This is a genomic window from Rhodospirillales bacterium, from assembly GCA_016699855.1.
GTDB lineage: Bacteria > Pseudomonadota > Alphaproteobacteria > Reyranellales > Reyranellaceae.
In genome coordinates this window covers 3555033-3571279 of sequence record CP064988.1, presented here as the reverse complement: position 1 = coordinate 3571279, position 16247 = coordinate 3555033, and the positions used below count along the sequence as shown (strand labels likewise).

Here is a 16247-nt window from a genome sequence, read left to right as displayed (position 1 = left end):
GTGGCCGACGCGCCGCGCGGCGTGCTCACCATCGCCGCCGACCAGCCGTTCGTCGACGCGCTCGCGCGCGGCCTGCTGGCGGCCTACGGCGGCGATCCACTGCTCTTCGCGTCGGTGCGCGTGTTGCTGCCGACGCGGCGCGCGGCCCGCTCGCTGCGCGAGGCGTTCCTGCGCGAGACCAGGGGCGCGCCGCTGCTGCTGCCGCGGCTGACGCCGGTCGGCGACGTCGACGAGGACGATCTGGCCGTCGCGGCGACGCCGCTGGGCGAGGAATCCGACGCCGCGTTCGACATCCCGCCGGCCATCGCGCCGCTCGAGCGCGAGGCGTTCCTGACGCGACTGGTCGCCGGCTACGGCGCGACGTCGGACGCGCGCGTCGCGCCGTCGAGCGCGCAGGCGCTGCGGCTGGCCCGCGAGCTGGCGCGGCTGCTCGACGAGCTCACCATCGAGGGCGTCGGATTCGAACGCCTGGCGACGGTGGTCGACGAGGGCTTCGCGTCGCATTGGCAGCGGACGCTGACGTTCCTCAAGATCGTCGGCGAGAACTGGCCCGCCAAGCTGGCGGAGCGCGGCGCCATCGACGCGGTCGACCGCCGCAACCGGTTGTTGCGCGCGCAGGCCGCGCGTTGGCGCGCCGAGCCGCCGGCGTTTCCCGTCGTCGCCGCCGGTTCGACCGGCACGCAACCGGCGACGCGCGAGCTGCTGGCGGTCGTGGCCGGGCTGCCGCGCGGCGCCGTGGTGCTGCCGGGCCTGGACCAGGAACTCGACGACGAGAGCTGGAGCCGGCTCGACCCGACGCATCCGCAGTTCGCGCTACGCGAGCTGCTGGCGGCGTTGGAGGTCGACCGCCGCGCGGTCGGCGCGTGGACGTCCGGCGAGCGCGTCGACGACGCGCGCCGCCGCGCGCTGTCGGCGGTGATGCGCCCGGCCGAGACCACGGAGGGCTGGAGCGCCGGCGCGCAGCTCGATCCGGAATCCCTGCCGCACGTCACGCGCGTGGACTGCGCCACGTCGCAGCAGGAGGCGGTGGTCGTCGCCATGGCGCCGCGCGAGGCGCTCGAGCGGCCCGGCCGCACCGCCGCGCTAGTCACGCCCGACCGCGACCTCGCGCGGCGCGTCGCGGTCGAGCTGCGCCGCTGGGACATCCGCATCGACGATTCGGCGGGCGCGCCGCTGGCGGAGTCGCCGCCGGGCGCGTTCCTGCGGCTGGTCGCGCGGCTGGCCGCCGGCGATTTCGCGCCGCTCGACCTGCTGGCGGTCCTGAAGCATCCCCTCGCGGCGCTCAAGCTGCCACGTGGCCGGGCGCTCGCCGCGGTCCGCCGTCTCGACCGGCTGGCGCTACGCGGACCGAAGCCCGACCCCGGCCTCGACGCGATCGCCGCCATCGCCGAGGCGGAGACCGCGAAACGCCCGGCCGACCGCGCCGCGCTGCGCGATCTGATCGCGCGTCTGCGGACCGCGCTCGCGGCGGTCCGCAATCGTCCGGCCGAAGCCATCGCCGCGACCGCGCGCCTCGACGCGTTGGCGCGCGCCGCGGAGGCGCTGGCCGCGACCGACACCGAGACCGGCGCCGAGCGGCTCTGGCGCGGCGACGCCGGCGAGGCGCTGGCGAACGCCGTGGTGGCGTGGCGCGACGCCTTGGGTGAGTTGCCGGATGTCACGTTGGCGGAGATTCCCGCGCTGCTCGACCAGTTGCTCGACGGCATCGTCGTGCGCCCGCGCCACGGCGGCCATCCGCGGCTGGCGATCCTCGGCCCCTTGGAGGCGCGCCTGCAGCGCGCCGATCTACTGGTGCTCGGCGGGCTGAACGAGGGCGTGTGGCCGCCGGCCGTCGACACCGGCCCGTGGCTCAACCGGCCGATGCGCGACAAGCTCGGCCTGCCGCGGCCGGAGCGCCGCGTCGGCCTGGCGGCACACGATTTCGCGCAGGCCTTCGCGGCATCCGAAGTGCTGCTGACGCGCGCCGACCGGGTCGGCGGCGCGCCCACCGTGGCGAGCCGCTGGCTGGCGCGGCTCGACGCGCTGTCGCTGCGCGGCGAGGATCCCCGCGATGCGACGCCGGACTACGTCGCGCGCGGCCGCGGACGCGCGGTGTGGGCCGACGCGCTCGACGCGCCGCAGGTCTACGCGCCATGGAAGCGCCCCGCGCCCAGGCCGCCCCTCGCCGCGCGGCCGCGCGAGCTGTCGGTGTCGTCGATCGAGCAGTGGCGTCGCGATCCCTACGGCCTCTACGCCCGCAAGATCCTTCGCCTCGACCGGCTCGACGACATCGAGGCGACGCCGGGCGCGGCCGAGCGCGGCAGCGCGCTGCACGCGACCATCGAGCGGTTCCTGACGGCGTTCCCCGACACGCTGCCGTCGGACGCGGTCGAACGGATGATCGACATCGGCAAGCAGGAGCTGCGCGACCTGCTGCGGGCGCCGGCCGAACGCGCCTTCTGGTGGTCGCGCTTCGAGCGCATGGCGGCGTGGATCGTGGAGACCGAGCGGGCGCGGCGCGGCGGCGGCGCCCGGCCGCTGGCGCACGAGATCGCGGGCACGCTGACGCTGCGGACCGCCGGCGGTCCGTTCGCCGTGACGGCGCGCGCCGACCGCATCGACCGCCTGGCCGACGGAAGCTGGGAGATCATCGACTACAAGACCGGCGCCACGCCTTCCAAGAGGGAGCTGGAGGCGCTGTACGCGCCGCAGCTGCCGCTCGAGGCGGCGATCGCGACGGGCGGCGGCTTCAAGGCCGGCGGCGCGGCGCCGGCGGCCGTGGCGCTGTCCTACTGGCGCCTCAACGGCCAGGACACGGGCGGCAGGATCGTCGCGATCGACGACGCCGAGAGTTTGCGCGACCAGACCTTGGCGATGCTCGCGGCCATGGTCGCGCGCTTCGACGATCCCGCCGTTCCCTACGACGCGCTGCCGTGGCCGGCGTTCGGGCCGCGCTTCAACGACTACGAGCATCTCGAACGCGTCCTCGAATGGTCGTCCGGCGGCGACGGCGAATCCGGCGGCGGCGACCCGTCATGACCGCCCCGCAACACCTCGACGCCAACATCCGCCAGCGCCGCGCGGTCGATCCCGACGCGTCGGTCTGGGTCGAGGCCAACGCCGGCACCGGCAAGACCAAGGTGCTGACCGACCGGATCGTGCGGCTGCTGCTGGGCGGCGTGGCGCCGCAGCGCATCCTCTGCCTGACCTTCACCAAGGCCGCCGCCGCCGAGATGCGCAACCGGCTCTCTGCGCTGCTCGGCCGCTGGGCGCTGGCGCCGGCGGACAAACTCGCCGACGAGGTCGCCGGCCTGGTCGGACGCGAGCCGGGAGCCGGCGATCTCGTCACCGCGCGGCGCCTGTTCGCGCGCGTCCTCGACGCGCCCGGCGGCATCGCCATCCAGACGATCCACTCCTTCTGCCAGGCGCTGCTGCAGCGGTTTCCGCTCGAGGCCGGCGTGGCGCCCAACTTCGCCATTCTCGAGGAGGGACGCGCGACCGAGCTGCTGACGAAGGCGAGGGACGCGCAGCTCTCCGATCTCGCCGTCGCGTCCGACGACGATCCTCTGGCCGTGTCGTTGCGCGCGGTCGGACGGCGCGTGTCGGATTCGGAGTACGTCGCGATCATGGACGCGCTGCTGCGCGAGCGCGGCCGGCTACGCCGGCTGGCGGGCGACGCCGCGACGCTGGACGCCTATCTGGCGCGGCTGCGCGGCTGGCTCGGCGCGCCGGAGGATGGCGCCACGGCCGACGACGTGATCGCCGCCGCGTGCGAAGACGCGGCGTTCGACGGGCCCGCGCTGCGCCGCGCCACGACGGCGCTGGCGACGGGGTCGAAGACCGATATCGAGAAATCGGCGGCGATGGCGGCCTGGCTGTCCACGCCGGTCCGGCGCGCCGCGACGATCGACGACTACGGTTCGGTCTTCCTCACCAAGGACGGCGGAGTCCGCAAGACGCTGGCGACACAGAAGACCGCGAAGGCGGCGCCGGGCATCGTCGAGGACATGACGGCCGAGGCGCTGCGGGTCGCGCGCGCCTTCGCGCGGGCGCGCGCCGCCGCGCTGGTCGAGCTGACCGGCGGGCTGCTGCGGCTGGGCGGCGACATCCTGACGCGTTACGAGAAACTCAAGAGCGCGCACGCGGCGTTGGACTACGAGGACCTCGTTCTGCACGCGCGCGACCTGCTGACCCGGCCCGGCGTGGCGCCGTGGGTGCTCTATAAACTCGACGGCGGCCTCGACCACGTGCTGGTCGACGAGGCGCAGGACACCAACCCCGACCAGTGGGACGTCGTCGCGCGGTTGACCGACGAGTTCTTCAGCGGCGGCGGCGCGGTCGAGCGGCCGCGCTCGGTGTTCGCCGTCGGCGACGCCAAGCAGTCGATCTTCGGCTTCCAGCGCGCCGATCCGGCCAAGCTCGCGGAGATGCGCCACCGCTTCGACGCGCAGGCGACCGGCGCCGGCGGCCGCTTCGAGAACGTCGAGCTGATCGATTCCTTCCGTTCGGTCGGCGCCATCCTGGACGCCGTCGATCTGGTCTTCGGCGAGGGCGCCGCCGCGCAGGGCGTGTCGTCGTCCGACGCGCCGATCACCCACAAGACGACGCGGGGCGGCCAGCCCGGCGTGGTCGAGCTCTGGCCCGTTGTGCGGCCGGTAGAGGCGGTCGACGGCGACGACGAGCCGCTGCGCCGCGAGGACTCGCTGGCGCCGCCGGACGAGCGTCTGGCGAAGGCGATCGCCGCCCATGCGCGCGGATTGATCGACCGCGGCGAACGGCTGGCGGACAGCGGCGAGGCGATCCATCCCGGCCACATGATGGTGCTCGTGCGCCGGCGCAACGCCTTCGTCAACGCGCTGGTGCGCGAGCTGAAGCGCGTCGACATCGCCGTCGCCGGCGTCGACCGCGTCACCTTGACCGACGAGCTCGCCGTCGAGGACGCGCTGGCGCTGGGCCGCTTCGCGCTGCTGCCGCAGGACGATCTCAATCTCGCCTGCCTGCTGAAATCGCCCCTGATCGGCCTCGACGAGGAGGCGCTGTTCGCGCTGGCGCACGACCGGCCCGGGCGTCTGTGGGCGGCGCTGCGCACCAAGGCGGAAGCCGGCGACGAGCGGTTCATGCCGGCGTTCGGGACGCTGTCGGCGTGGCTGGCGCGCGCCGACTTCACGCCGCCCTTCGAGTTCTTCGCCGAGATCCTCGGCCGCGAGCGCGGCCGCGTGCGGCTGCTGGAGCGGCTGGGACGCGAGGCCGGCGATCCGCTCGACGAGTTCCTGTCGATGGCGCTGCGCTACCAGCGCGAGGAGACGCCGTCGCTTCAGGGCTTCCTGCGCTGGATCGAGACCGGCGGCAGCGAGATCAAGCGCGACCTGGACGCCAACCGCCGCCGCGAGCTGCGCATCCTCACCGTGCACGCGTCGAAAGGCTTGCAGGCGCCGATCGTCTACCTGCCCGACACCTGCCGCGTGCCGCGTCCGACCAACCGCCTGCTGTGGTCCAACGACGGCGGCACGCTGGTATGGGCGCCGCGCAAGGGCGACTCCACGGACGCGGCGGAAGCGTTGGCGCAGGAGGCCAAGCGGCGGGAGGGCGAGGAGCAGAACCGACTGCTCTACGTCGCCATGACGCGCGCCGCGGACCGGCTCTACATCGCCGGCTGGGCCGGCGAGCGCGATCCGGACGCCGGCTGCTGGCATGAGCTGGTCTCCGCGGCCTTCACGCGCGCCGCCGACCGGCCCGACGCGCCGCCGCGCGGCCCGGACGCGCGCGCGCTGCCGCGCAAGCAGGCGTTCGACTTCAGCGCGACGCTGGGACCGCGCGACGGCTGGAAGGGCGACGGGTGGCGCCTGGCGAGCGGCGATCTGGCGCCGCCGATGACGCAGACCGCGCTGCCGTTGCCGGTGGTGTCGCCGCTGCCGTCCTGGGCGGCGCGTCCGCCGGCGCCGGAACCTGATCCGCCGCTGCCGTTGGCGCCGTCGCGGCCGTTCGCCGAGGACGGGCGCGGCGACCCGAACGCGCCGGCGTTCGAGCCGCCGCCACTGGGGCCGTTCCTGCCGGACCATCGCCGCCGCTTCCGCCGCGGGCTTGCGATCCACCGTCTGCTGCAGCTTCTGCCCGATGTCGCGCCGGAACGCCGCGCCGCCGCCGGCGCGCGGCTGCTGATGTCGATCGCCATCGACACCCCGGAGAGCGAGCGCGCCGCGTGGCTGGCCGAGACGATGGCCGTCATGGACGATCCCGCCCATGCCGCGCTGTTCGCCCCCGATTCGCGCGCCGAGACGCCCGTGGTCGGCACCGTCAGGCTGCGGGCCGGTAGCTACGCCGTGAGCGGCCAGATCGACCGCTTGGCGGTGACCGCCGGCGAGGTGCTGATCGTCGACTACAAGACCAACCGCCCGCCGCCGGCCGACGCCGCCGATGTACCGATGGTCTACCGCCGGCAGATGGCGCTCTACCGCGACATCGTGGCGCGCATCTACCCCGGCCGGCGCGTGCGTTGCTTCCTGCTGTGGACCGACGGGCCCCGGTTGATGCCCTTGAGCACAGAATCCCTCGCCGCCGCGCTGCCTTGACGCTGCCGCCCCCCGTTCCTAAGTTTTGGCCTAGGGTGTTCCGGATTCCCCTCCCGGAGAGTGGAGATCATTCATGTCGACGGTAAAAGCCACGGACGGCTCGTTCGAGGACGAGGTTCTCAAATCGGACACGCCGGTCCTGGTCGATTTCTGGGCGGAGTGGTGCGGCCCCTGCCGCGCCATCGCCCCGGCGCTGGAGGAGATCGCCGGCGAGATGAACGGCCGCATCAAGGTGGCCAAGGTCAACATCGACGAGAACCCGATGGCGCCGTCGAAATACGGCGTGCGATCGATCCCGACCCTGCTGGTGTTCAAGAACGGCCAGGTCGCCGCCACCAAGATCGGCGCCGCGCCGAAGCAGCAGCTCGCGCAGTGGTTGAACTCGGTCGTCTGACCGCCGCGACAATCGATCCGAAACGCGCGCCGGCTGCCGTCGGCGCGCGTTTCGCGTTTCAGGACCGCGCCGCTTCCAGAGGGTGAGCCATGGTGCCTTTGACGGGATACACGGATCGCGTCTCGGGCGCGCCGGGCGATCGCATCGCCTTCAAGATCTCGAGCGACGGGCCGGCGCCGTACCGCGCGACGCTGGTGCGGGTGCGGCAGGCCGATCCCAACCCCGCGGGACCCGGGGTGAAGATCGAGGAGCTGGCGGCGGTCTTCGACAGCGAATTCACCTCGCGCGCGCAGCCCACGCATCTCGGCTCCTACGCCGCGATCCCCGGCGCGACGGCGCTGTCGCCGCTCGGCGCGGTCACCGTGACGGCGCTGATCTGGCCGACCCTCCCCGACAAGGCCGACCAGTGCGTGGTCTCGCGCTGGGACGCCGATTCCGGCACCGGCTTCTCGCTGTTCGCGACATCCCACGGCGTCGCCGCCGAGATCGGCCGCATCGGCGCGCCGACCCTGCGGATCGTCACCGGCAAGCCGCTGCGGGCGCGGCGCTGGTACCGCGTGTGGCTGACGATCGATCCCGACGGGCGCGCGGCGCGCGTTGGACAGGCGCCGCTGACGCCGGGCTTCGACGTCGACGATTCGGGCGGGGCGTGGAGTCCGCTCGACAGGACGCTCGCGCACGACGCGCGGCGGCCGGTGTTCATCGCCGCGCGGCAGGCCGCGCCGGCCGACTCGCATTTCAACGGCAAGATCGAGGATCCGATGGTCCTCGCCGGCGCGCACGACGCGCCCGCGTCGCTGACGCTCGATCCGTCGCGCCCGCCGGCGGGCACGCTGGCGGCGTGGGATCTCTCGCGCGGTATCGACGGGATCGACATCGAGGATGTCGGCCCGAACCATCTCAACGGCGCGCTGGTCAACCTGCCGGCGCGCGCCATGACCGGTTCGACGTGGAACGGCCGCGCGCACCGCTGGACCGACGCGCCGCGCGACTACGCCGCGATCCATTTCCACGACGACGATCTCGACGATTGCGGCTGGGACACCGATTTCACCTTCGAGATTCCCGGCGGTCTGCGCAGCGGCGCCTACGGCATGCGCCTGCGCTGTGGCGCGCTCGAGGACATCGTGCCGTTCTACGTGCGCGCGCCGCTGGGCAGGCCCGGGGCGCGGATCGCCTATCTGGCGTCGACCTTCACGCACCAAGTCTACACCAACCACATGCGCGGAAATCTCGACGACGCGCTGCGTGGACGCATGGCGGCGTGGGGCGCCTCGCCGTGGAATCCGGACGAGTATCCGCAATACGGCCGCTCGACCTACAACATGCACGGCGACCGGGGCGGCGTCTGCTACGCGTCGCGCCTGCGGCCGGCGCTGAACATGCGGCCGCGCTACCTGACCTTCAACGACGCCAAGGGCTCGGGCCTGCGCCACTACGTCGCCGACACGCATCTGCTCGACTGGATGGAGGCGCACGGCATCGCCTACGACGTGGTGACCGACGAGGACCTCGACGATCTCGGCGTCGACATCTTGAAGCCCTACGCCGCGCTGGTGACCGGCAGCCACCCCGAGTACCACACCGAACGCACGCTCGACGCCATCCATGCCTATCTCGGCGGCGGCGGGCGCATGGCCTATCTCGGCGGCAACGGCTTCTACTGGCGCGTGGCGCGCTCGCCGAAGCTGCCGGGGCGGCTGGAGATCCGCCGCGTCGGCCCGGCGATCCGCACCTGGGCGGCCCAGCCCGGCGAGCACCACCACGCGTTCGACGGCGCGCTCGGCGGCCTGTGGCGCCACGCCGGCCGGCCGCCACAGGCGCTCGCCGGCGTCGGCTTCTCCTCGCAGGGCATGTTCGAGGGTTCGTACTACCGGCGGCGCCCCGCCGCCGCCGATCCGCGGGTGGCGTGGATCCTCGAAGGTGTCGAGGGCGAGCGCATCGGCGATTTCGGCCTCAGCGGCGGCGGCGCGGCCGGATTCGAACTGGACCGCGCCGATACGCTGCTGGGCACACCGGCCAACGCGATCGTCATCGCCTCGTCGGAGGCGCACCAGACGCATTTCGTGCCGGTGCCGGAGGATCTGCTGGGCATCTACGCCACCACCAGCGGCGAGCCGGCGAAGGACCTGATCCGCGCCGACATGACTTATTTCGACACACCCAATGGTGGCGCCGTGTTCTCGACCGGGTCGATCACCTTCTGCGGCAGCCTCTCGCACAACGGCTACGACAACGGCGTGTCGCGCCTGTTGTTCAACGTGCTGAACCGCTTCGGCGCCCTCGATCTCAAATGGCCGGAAGGCGCTCGACCATAAAGAGTCAGCACTATTGACATAGTCAGATATATTGCCCTATAGAGCATGAATGTTGTGATCGAGACTCTCCGATCACAACAATCTGCCAATTCGACGAGGGCGAACGCCATGATCGAGACAATGGAGAATCGCGAGGGCTGGATCTGGCTCGATGGAATGCTGACGCCATGGCGCGATGCGCGCCTGCACGTGCTCAGCCACGGGCTGCACTACGGCTCCTCGGTGTTCGAGGGCGAACGCGTCTATGGCGGCCGCGTCTTCCGGCTGGCCGCCCACAGCGCCCGGCTGATCCGCTCCGCCCGCCGCGTCGATTTCGAGATCCCGTGGTCGCGCGAGGAGATCGATGCCGCCACCCGCGCCGTCGTCGCCGCCAACGGGCTGACCGAGGGCTACGTGCGGCCCGTGGCGTGGCGCGGCTCGGAGGTGCTCGGCGTCTCGGCGCTGGGCACCACGGCGCGGCTGGCCATCGCGCCGTGGACGTGGCCGCACTATTTCGACGGCGACGCGCGGCTGCGCGGCCTGCGGCTGACCATGGCGCGCCACCGGCGGCCGTCGGCGGAGAGCGCGCCGGGCGACGCCAAATGCGGCGGCCTCTACGTCATCTGCACGCTCGAGAAGGACCGCGCGATCACGGCCGGGTTCGACGACGCGCTGATGCTCGACTGGAAGGGCCGCGTGGCCGAGGCCACCGGCGCCAATGTGTTCCTGGTGATCGACGGCGTCCTCGTGACGCCGCGGCCCGACAACTTCCTCGATGGCATCACGCGGCGCGCGGTCATGGGTCTCGCCCGCGCGCGCGGCGTCGCGGTCGAGGAGCGCGAGGTGTGGCCCGCCGATCTGGCTGAGGCCAGCGAGATGTTCCTGACCGGCACGGCGGCGGAGATCGCGCCGGTGCGCGAGCTCGACGGACGCGCCTACACGGTGGGCGCGCTGACGACCGGCCTGATCGACGATTTCGCGGCGCTGGTGGCGCGCGACGATTGCGAGGGCTTCGGCGAGTCGGCGCATCTCATGGCGCCGGCGCTGGACCGCGCCGCGTGAGTGGCGGCGCGGGCGTGCTGCCGCCGCGCGCGCGGCGGTGGCTGGAGGCGTGGCACGGCGGTGATCCCGCCGTCGTCGCCGCGCTCTACGCCACCGACGGCACGCACGAGAGCGCCAAGGTCGCCGTCTCGATGCCGGAGCTGGGGCGCATGATCCTGCGCGGCCGGGTGGAGATCGAAGAATACGCGCGTCGCGCCTTCGCCCGGGTCGGACGGCTGCGCTTCGAGGTCACGCGCGTGGTCGAGGATTCCCGCGGCTGCGCCGTCGAGTACGTCCGGACCACGGCCGTCGATCCGGCGCCGACGCGGGTCCTGGAGATGATGGAGTGGGATGGCGGGCGGATGACCGCCTGCCGCGTCTACCATCTCTGACGACCGCCGCCGGCGCTCGATCCGGCTGCCTAGCCCTTCTCCCACTTGCGCGCCGCGGCGTCGTCGGCGTGCTGGGAATCGACCCAGGTCTCGCCGGCGGGGGTCTCCTCGAGCTTCCAGAACGGCGCCTTGGTCTTGAGCCAGTCCATCAGGAACTGGCAGGCCTCGAACGCCGCCTCGCGGTGCGGCGAGGCCGCGACGACGAGCACGATGCGGTCGCCGGGCTCCAGGCGCCCGTGGCGGTGGACGATCAACGTCGCGTCCAGCGGCCACCGCCGGTTCGCCTCGGCCTCGATGTCGGCCAGCGCCGCCTCGGTCACGCCCGGCCAGTGCTCCAGCGTCATCGCCGCGACGCGGTCGCGGTGGAAGCCCTCGCGCACGTGCAGGTCGCGCACCAGGCCGGTGAAGGTGACGACCGCGCCGATGCGTGGATTGCCGCGCGTCAGCGCCGCGATCTCCGCGCCGATGTCGAAATCGTCGAGCTGGACCCGGACCGCCATGCGCGCCCGCTCCCCCGCGCCGTCAGCCGCCGGTGAACGGCGGGAAGAACGCCACTTCGCGCGCGCCGCCCAGCGGCTCCTCCAGCCGCGCGACCTTCTGGTCGAGCGCGGCGCCGAACACATTGGCCTCGGAGAACGCCTCGGCGTGGCGCGGACTGCGCGCCGACAGCCAGTCGACGAGGTCCTGGATGGTGCGCACGCTCTCGGGCGGCGCGACATCCTCCTCGGCGACGCCGGTCTTCTGCTTCAGCCAGGCGAAGTACTTCACTTTCAATCCGCGCACTCCCGCGGGCGCGCCGTTCACGGTGTCCCGGCCGGCCGCTCCGGCTTGCCCACCGGCCGCGGTGGCGGCACCGCCGCCGGATCCTCGATCATGTGGGCGAGCCCGGCCCGCAGATAGTCGTAGCCGGTCCACAACGTCAACAGCGCGGCCGCCCACAGCAGCGCCAGGCCGGTCTCCAGCACCGGCAGCGCCGGCGCCGCGTCGCCGACCAGCAGCACCGCCAGCGCCAGCATCTGGATCGCGGTCTTCCACTTCGCGGCCCGGCTCACCGGCACGCCCACCCGCAGCTCGGCGAGGAATTCGCGCAGACCGGAGACCAGGATCTCGCGGCACAGGATGATCAGGGCCGCGATGACGTGCAATTCCCGCACCGGACCCTTGGCGCAGAGCATCAGCAGCACCGAGGCGACCAGCAGCTTGTCGGCGATCGGATCGAGGAAGCGTCCCAGCCGCGACACCTGCTGCCAGCGCCGCGCCAGCCAGCCGTCGAGGTAGTCGGTGACGCTGGCGGCGGCGAACAACCCCGCCGCCGTCCACTGCGCCCAGCCCTTGTCGAGCCAGAAGCACGCGACGACGAGCGGGATCGCGGCGACGCGGGCGAGCGTGAGCAGATTGGGCAGGCTGAACAGCATCGACCGGCACGCGCGGCGGCCGGGGCGGCCGCCTTCGCGGCGAGTCTACCCGCCGGCCCGGAAGTGGTCATAGACTTTTTTCGCCATCGTCACCGACACGCCGGGCACCGCGCGCAGATCCTCCAGCGTCGCCGTGGCGACGGCGCGCGCCGAGCCGAAATGGTTGAGCAGCGCGCGTTTGCGCGACGCGCCGACGCCGGGCACGTCGTCCAGACGCGACGAGGTGAGTCCGGCCGTGCGCCGCGCGCGGTGCGTGCCGATGGCGAAGCGGTGCGCCTCGTCGCGTAGACGCTGCAGGAAGTACAGCACGGGGTCGCGCGGCTCGAGCGAGAACGGCGCGCGGCCCGGCAGGAAGAAGCGCTCGCGGCCGGCGTCGCGGTCCGGTCCCTTGGCGATCGACACCAGCGCCACGTCGTCGACGCCGAGATCGGCGAACACCTCCTGCGCGGCGTGGAGCTGGCCGAGGCCGCCGTCGATCACGACGAGATCGGGCCACTGGCCCTTGTCGCCGTCGGGATCCTCCTTCAGCGCCCGCTGGAAGCGGCGCGTCAGCACCTCGCGCATCATGCCGTAGTCGTCGCCGGCGGAGATGGTCTCGTCCGGCGCGCCGTCGGCGGCGGCGTCCGGCGGCGCGGCGCCGGGCTTGGCGGCGGTGCGGATGTTGAACTTGCGGTAGGCGTTTTTCATGAACCCGTCGGGGCCGGCGACGATCATCGCGCCGACCGCGTCGCTGCCCTGGATGTGGCTGTTGTCGTAGACCTCGATGCGCTCCGGCGCGGCGTCGAGACCGAACACGCGCGCCACGCCGTCGAGCAGCTTGCGGTGCGTCGAGCTCTCGGCCAGCCGCCGGCCCAGCGCCTCGCGCGCGTTGGCGACGGCGTGGTCCATCAGGTCGCGGCGCGCGCCGCGTTGCGGACGGAGGATGTCGACGCGGCGGCCGTCGGCGCCGAGCGACAGCGCCGCCGCCAGAAGCCCGGTCTCGGGCAGCTCGTCGCTGACCAGTATCTCGCGCGGCGCCGGGCGGGCGCTGTAGAACTGGCCGATGAACGACGACAGCACCTCGCCCACCGGTAGATCGCGGGCGTGCGACGGGAAATAGGCCTTGTTGCCGAGGTTGTTGCCGCCGCGCACGAAGAACACCTGCACGCAGATCTGGCCGCCCTCGCCGTGCGCGGCGAACACGTCGGCCTCGTCGATGCCGGCGATCTCGATCGACTGGTGCGACTGGATCGCCGTCAGCGCGCGCACGCGGTCGCGGAACACCGCGGCGCGCTCGAACTCGAGCTCGGCGCTCGCCGCCTCCATCCGCGCCGACATCTGCTCCTGCACCTGGCGGCTGCGGCCGCCGAGGAAGCCGCGTACGTCGTCGACGATCGTCTCGTACTCCGCCGGCGCGACGCGGCCGACGCAGGGCGCCACGCAGCGCTTGATCTGGAACTGCAGGCACGGCCGCGTGCGGTTGGCGAAGATCGAGTCCGAGCACGAGCGCAGCGGGAACGCGCGCTGCAGCGTGTAGAGCGTGCGGTTGACGGCGCCGGCCGAGGCGAACGGCCCGAAATACTCGTCGGTGGCGTTGCGCGCGCCGCGGTGCTTGGCGAGCTGCGCCCACGGATGGTCGCGGCGGATCACGATGTAGGGGAACGATTTGTCGTCGCGCAGCAGGACGTTGAAGCGCGGCATGAACCGCTTGATCAGGTTGTTCTCGAGCAGCAGGGCCTCGGCCTCGCTGTCGGTGACCACGAACTCCATCGTCGTGGTCGCGGCCACCATGCGCATCAGCCGCGTCACCAGCCGCGTCGGCTGGGTGTAGCTCGCGACCCGCTGACGCAGCGAGCGCGCCTTGCCGACGTAGAGCACGTCGCCCTTGCGGTCGATCATGCGGTAGACACCGGGTTTCCGCGGTAGCGTTTTCACGTGCGCCGCGATCACGGCGATGCCGGCCGCCAGCGATCCTTCCGGGGGCGCGGCGTCGTCGACGGCATCGTCGGCCATCGCCGGCGCCGCGTCACCGGACGCCACGACCGTGTCCTCCGCTGGAGGCGGCTCGGATGGCGCGGCCGGCGGCGGCGGGTTCGGATCGGGGTCGGCGGTCATGGTCGACGCACCTTAGCGAATTCGCGCGCCGGCATCCGCGGACGGGCCTCGCGCGCGCTCTCAATTGAGGCGGTTAGCGAAATGTGGATATCCCTGTGGAAGATGGAATGGGGACGCCGCGAACAGCGCATTCTTACCCATTGACGCACTTCTCCACAGAAACACCGTACAATTTCGCGCCGCGCCTCTAAGCGGCTGATTCTAAATAAAGAATATCCAGTCAGCGGCCGATGTCCGTGGCACCGGAGTCGATGCCGCGAATACTAGGTGAGCGTTCGCCGCTTAGGACAACGCTGTGTACAGATCGCGGGGTGGTCGCACACCCACCGGCGCCCGTCCGGCGCCTCGCAGCGCCGTGAATTGACCCCGCCCGCCGCGGCGCAGAGCATACGACACCCTGTCCCACGGTCGAGGCCGTGCGACGCCAACGGGATCCTTCGAATGCGACGCTCGCGCGTGATCCTGCTGATGTTGCCCGCGCTGCTCGGTTTGGCGGCCGCGCCGGCGGGCGCGTGGCCGGAGTCGCCTGATGTAACGACCGAGCGCACGACAGCGACCCTGGTCGCGCTGCCGGCGGACGGGACGGATAGCATCGCCGTCGGGCTGCGGCTGCGGCTGAAGCCGGGCTGGCACACCTACTGGCGCAATCCCGGGGATGCCGGCGAGGCCGTCGCGGTGCGTCTCGCGATCGGCGAGCGTTCCTCGACCGGCCCGACGATCTGGCCGCTGCCGGAAATGATCGAGGCATCCGGGGTCGTCAGCTACGGACACCACGGCGAGGCCGTGTTCACGACGGTGGTGTCCGTTCCCCGCGACGGCGCGCCGACGCGGATCGAGGCCGAGGCGACCTGGCTGGCCTGCGCCGAGGTCTGCGTGCCGGAGTCGGGGAAATTCTCGCTGGTGGCGCCCGCCGGCGCCGCGCCGCCCGCCGCGCCGTCGACCACCGCCGCCACGCCGGCGCGCGGCGACGGCGTCCTCGCCGGCGCGCCCGGCGCGTGGCGCGTCAGCGCGCCATGGCGGACGCCAGCCGGAGCGCGGATCGAGTCGGCGTATTTCTTCCCGTACGATGGCGCGTCGATCGACCATTCGGCGCCGCAGAAGATGACCGTCGACTCCGACACGCTCGCGCTGGCGCTCAAGCCGCTCGATCCGCGCAGGACGCCGCCGCGCGCGATCGAGGGGCTCCTTCGCGTCGATGTCCGCGCCGGCGGAGGACTCGCCGCGACCTGGATCGAGCTGACGGCGCGCGCCGCGCCGCCGGCGGAATGACCACGACTTGCCACCACAGGAGACCCGCATGACGCGTCCGTCCATCCTTCCCCGCCGCGCCGCGCTGATCGCCGGCGCCGGCGCCGCCGCGTCGTCCCTGGTGCCGGGACTGGCCTTCGCGGCCCCGAAGATCGGTGCGCCGGCGCCGGCGTTCACGGCCGTCGACAGCAATGGCAAGAGCCGCAGCCTCGCGGAGTTCGCCGGCAAGACCGTGGTGCTGGAATGGACCAACCACGACTGCCCCTACGTCGTGAAGCACTACGGCTCCGGCAACATGCAGGCGTTGCAGAAGGCGGCGACGGCGCAGGGCGTCGTCTGGCTGACCGTGGTCTCCTCGATGCCCAATTCGCAGGGCTACGTCACCGCGCCGCAGGCCAACGAGCTGACCCGCAAGCGGTCGGCCGCGCCGTCGGGGGTGCTGCTCGACCCCGACGGGATCGTCGGCCGCGCCTACGACGCGCGCGTCACGCCGCACATGTACCTGATCGATCCCAAGGGCACGCTGGTCTACATGGGCGGCATCGACAGCATCCGCTCGACCAACGTCGACGACATCCCGCGCGCGGTGCCCTACCTGAAGAACGCGCTGGCGGAGCTGGCGGCCGGCAAGCCGATCGCCAACGCTGTTACCCCGGCCTACGGCTGTACGGTCAAATACAAGTCGAGCTAAGCGCGGCGGACGGCGCCGCGCCGTGCCGCACGATGGCGCCCATGGGCCGCACGACCATGATCGCGACGGCGATCATGGGCACCATCACGGGCACCGGCACGATCACGACCACGCGCATGGCCACGGG

Annotated in this window: 13 protein-coding genes; 8 read left to right on the top strand and 5 right to left on the bottom strand. The window is 72.5% G+C overall.

Annotation, left to right across the window (positions count from 1 at the left end; all coding sequences use genetic code 11):
* The 6 genes from addB to IPK81_16745 all read left to right on the top strand — a co-directional run bounded on the left by addB (nucleotide 1) and on the right by IPK81_16745 (nucleotide 10672).
* Nucleotides 1-3018 (top strand): double-strand break repair protein AddB, encoded by a 3018-nt coding sequence (gene addB / locus IPK81_16770; GenBank protein ID QQS11227.1) that lies wholly within the window; start codon nucleotides 1-3, stop codon nucleotides 3016-3018.
* Nucleotides 3015-6548 (top strand): double-strand break repair helicase AddA, encoded by a 3534-nt coding sequence (addA, locus tag IPK81_16765; GenBank protein ID QQS11226.1) that lies wholly within the window; start codon nucleotides 3015-3017, stop codon nucleotides 6546-6548. The genes addB and addA overlap by 4 nt, the downstream gene beginning before the upstream one ends.
* A 73-nt stretch (nucleotides 6549-6621) precedes the next feature.
* Nucleotides 6622-6942: a thioredoxin TrxA gene (gene trxA, locus IPK81_16760; GenBank protein ID QQS11225.1), complete on the top strand. Its 321-nt coding sequence runs from the start codon at nucleotides 6622-6624 to the stop codon at nucleotides 6940-6942.
* An 89-nt stretch (nucleotides 6943-7031) separates the two neighbouring features.
* Nucleotides 7032-9260, top strand: coding sequence for a N,N-dimethylformamidase large subunit (locus tag IPK81_16755; protein QQS11224.1), 2229 nt, complete (start codon nucleotides 7032-7034; stop codon nucleotides 9258-9260).
* Between the two features lie 108 nt (nucleotides 9261-9368).
* Nucleotides 9369-10301, top strand: coding sequence for a branched-chain amino acid aminotransferase (locus IPK81_16750; protein QQS11223.1), 933 nt, complete (start codon nucleotides 9369-9371; stop codon nucleotides 10299-10301).
* On the top strand, nucleotides 10298-10672 hold the full coding sequence (locus tag IPK81_16745; protein QQS11222.1) for a nuclear transport factor 2 family protein: 375 nt from the start codon (nucleotides 10298-10300) through the stop codon (nucleotides 10670-10672). Before IPK81_16750 ends, IPK81_16745 begins: the two co-directional genes overlap by 4 nt.
* A 29-nt stretch (nucleotides 10673-10701) precedes the next feature.
* Here IPK81_16745 and IPK81_16740 read toward each other — a convergent pair whose 3' ends face one another.
* Genes IPK81_16740 through uvrC form a run of 4 tightly spaced genes read right to left on the bottom strand, consistent with a single transcriptional unit; the run spans nucleotide 10702 to nucleotide 14079 of the window.
* Nucleotides 10702-11172 (bottom strand): molybdenum cofactor biosynthesis protein MoaE, encoded by a 471-nt coding sequence (locus tag IPK81_16740; GenBank protein QQS11221.1) that lies wholly within the window; start codon nucleotides 11170-11172, stop codon nucleotides 10702-10704.
* Nucleotides 11173-11194: 22 nt separating this feature from the next.
* Complete coding sequence (moaD, locus tag IPK81_16735) at nucleotides 11195-11446, bottom strand: molybdopterin converting factor subunit 1 (GenBank protein ID QQS11220.1); 252 nt, start codon at nucleotides 11444-11446, stop codon at nucleotides 11195-11197.
* A 26-nt stretch (nucleotides 11447-11472) separates the two neighbouring features.
* Nucleotides 11473-12087: a CDP-diacylglycerol--glycerol-3-phosphate 3-phosphatidyltransferase gene (gene pgsA, locus IPK81_16730; GenBank protein ID QQS11219.1), complete on the bottom strand. Its 615-nt coding sequence runs from the start codon at nucleotides 12085-12087 to the stop codon at nucleotides 11473-11475.
* A 45-nt stretch (nucleotides 12088-12132) separates the two neighbouring features.
* Nucleotides 12133-14079 (bottom strand): excinuclease ABC subunit UvrC, encoded by a 1947-nt coding sequence (gene uvrC, locus IPK81_16725; GenBank protein QQS15153.1) that lies wholly within the window; start codon nucleotides 14077-14079, stop codon nucleotides 12133-12135.
* A 543-nt stretch (nucleotides 14080-14622) separates the two neighbouring features.
* Here uvrC and IPK81_16720 point away from each other — a divergent pair.
* The gene (locus IPK81_16720) at nucleotides 14623-15450 is read left to right on the top strand and encodes a hypothetical protein (protein ID QQS11218.1); all 828 of its coding nucleotides are present in this window, start codon (nucleotides 14623-14625) and stop codon (nucleotides 15448-15450) included.
* 28 nt (nucleotides 15451-15478) lie between these two features.
* Entirely contained in the window at nucleotides 15479-16120 is a 642-nt protein-coding gene (locus IPK81_16715; GenBank protein ID QQS11217.1) for a redoxin domain-containing protein, read from the top strand.
* Here the strand turns inward: IPK81_16715 and IPK81_16710 are convergent.
* The gene (locus IPK81_16710; protein ID QQS11216.1) at nucleotides 16101-16244 is read right to left on the bottom strand and encodes a hypothetical protein; all 144 of its coding nucleotides are present in this window, start codon (nucleotides 16242-16244) and stop codon (nucleotides 16101-16103) included. The genes IPK81_16715 and IPK81_16710 overlap by 20 nt on opposite strands.
* Nucleotides 16245-16247 lie beyond the last annotated feature (3 nt).

Bases quoted from the DNA above. Each gene is read 5' to 3' on its own strand.
- addA (QQS11226.1), top strand. From the start codon at position 3,015: ATGACCGCCCCGCAACACCTCGACGCCAACATCCGCCAGCGCCGCGCG.
- trxA (QQS11225.1), top strand. From the start codon at position 6,622: ATGTCGACGGTAAAAGCCACGGACGGCTCGTTCGAGGACGAGGTTCTC.
- IPK81_16755 (QQS11224.1), top strand. From the start codon at position 7,032: ATGGTGCCTTTGACGGGATACACGGATCGCGTCTCGGGCGCGCCGGGC.
- IPK81_16750 (QQS11223.1), top strand. From the start codon at position 9,369: ATGATCGAGACAATGGAGAATCGCGAGGGCTGGATCTGGCTCGATGGA.
- IPK81_16740 (QQS11221.1), bottom strand. From the start codon at position 11,172: ATGGCGGTCCGGGTCCAGCTCGACGATTTCGACATCGGCGCGGAGATC.
- pgsA (QQS11219.1), bottom strand. From the start codon at position 12,087: ATGCTGTTCAGCCTGCCCAATCTGCTCACGCTCGCCCGCGTCGCCGCG.
- uvrC (QQS15153.1), bottom strand. From the start codon at position 14,079: ATGGCCGACGATGCCGTCGACGACGCCGCGCCCCCGGAAGGATCGCTG.
- IPK81_16720 (QQS11218.1), top strand. From the start codon at position 14,623: ATGCGACGCTCGCGCGTGATCCTGCTGATGTTGCCCGCGCTGCTCGGT.
- IPK81_16715 (QQS11217.1), top strand. From the start codon at position 15,479: ATGACGCGTCCGTCCATCCTTCCCCGCCGCGCCGCGCTGATCGCCGGC.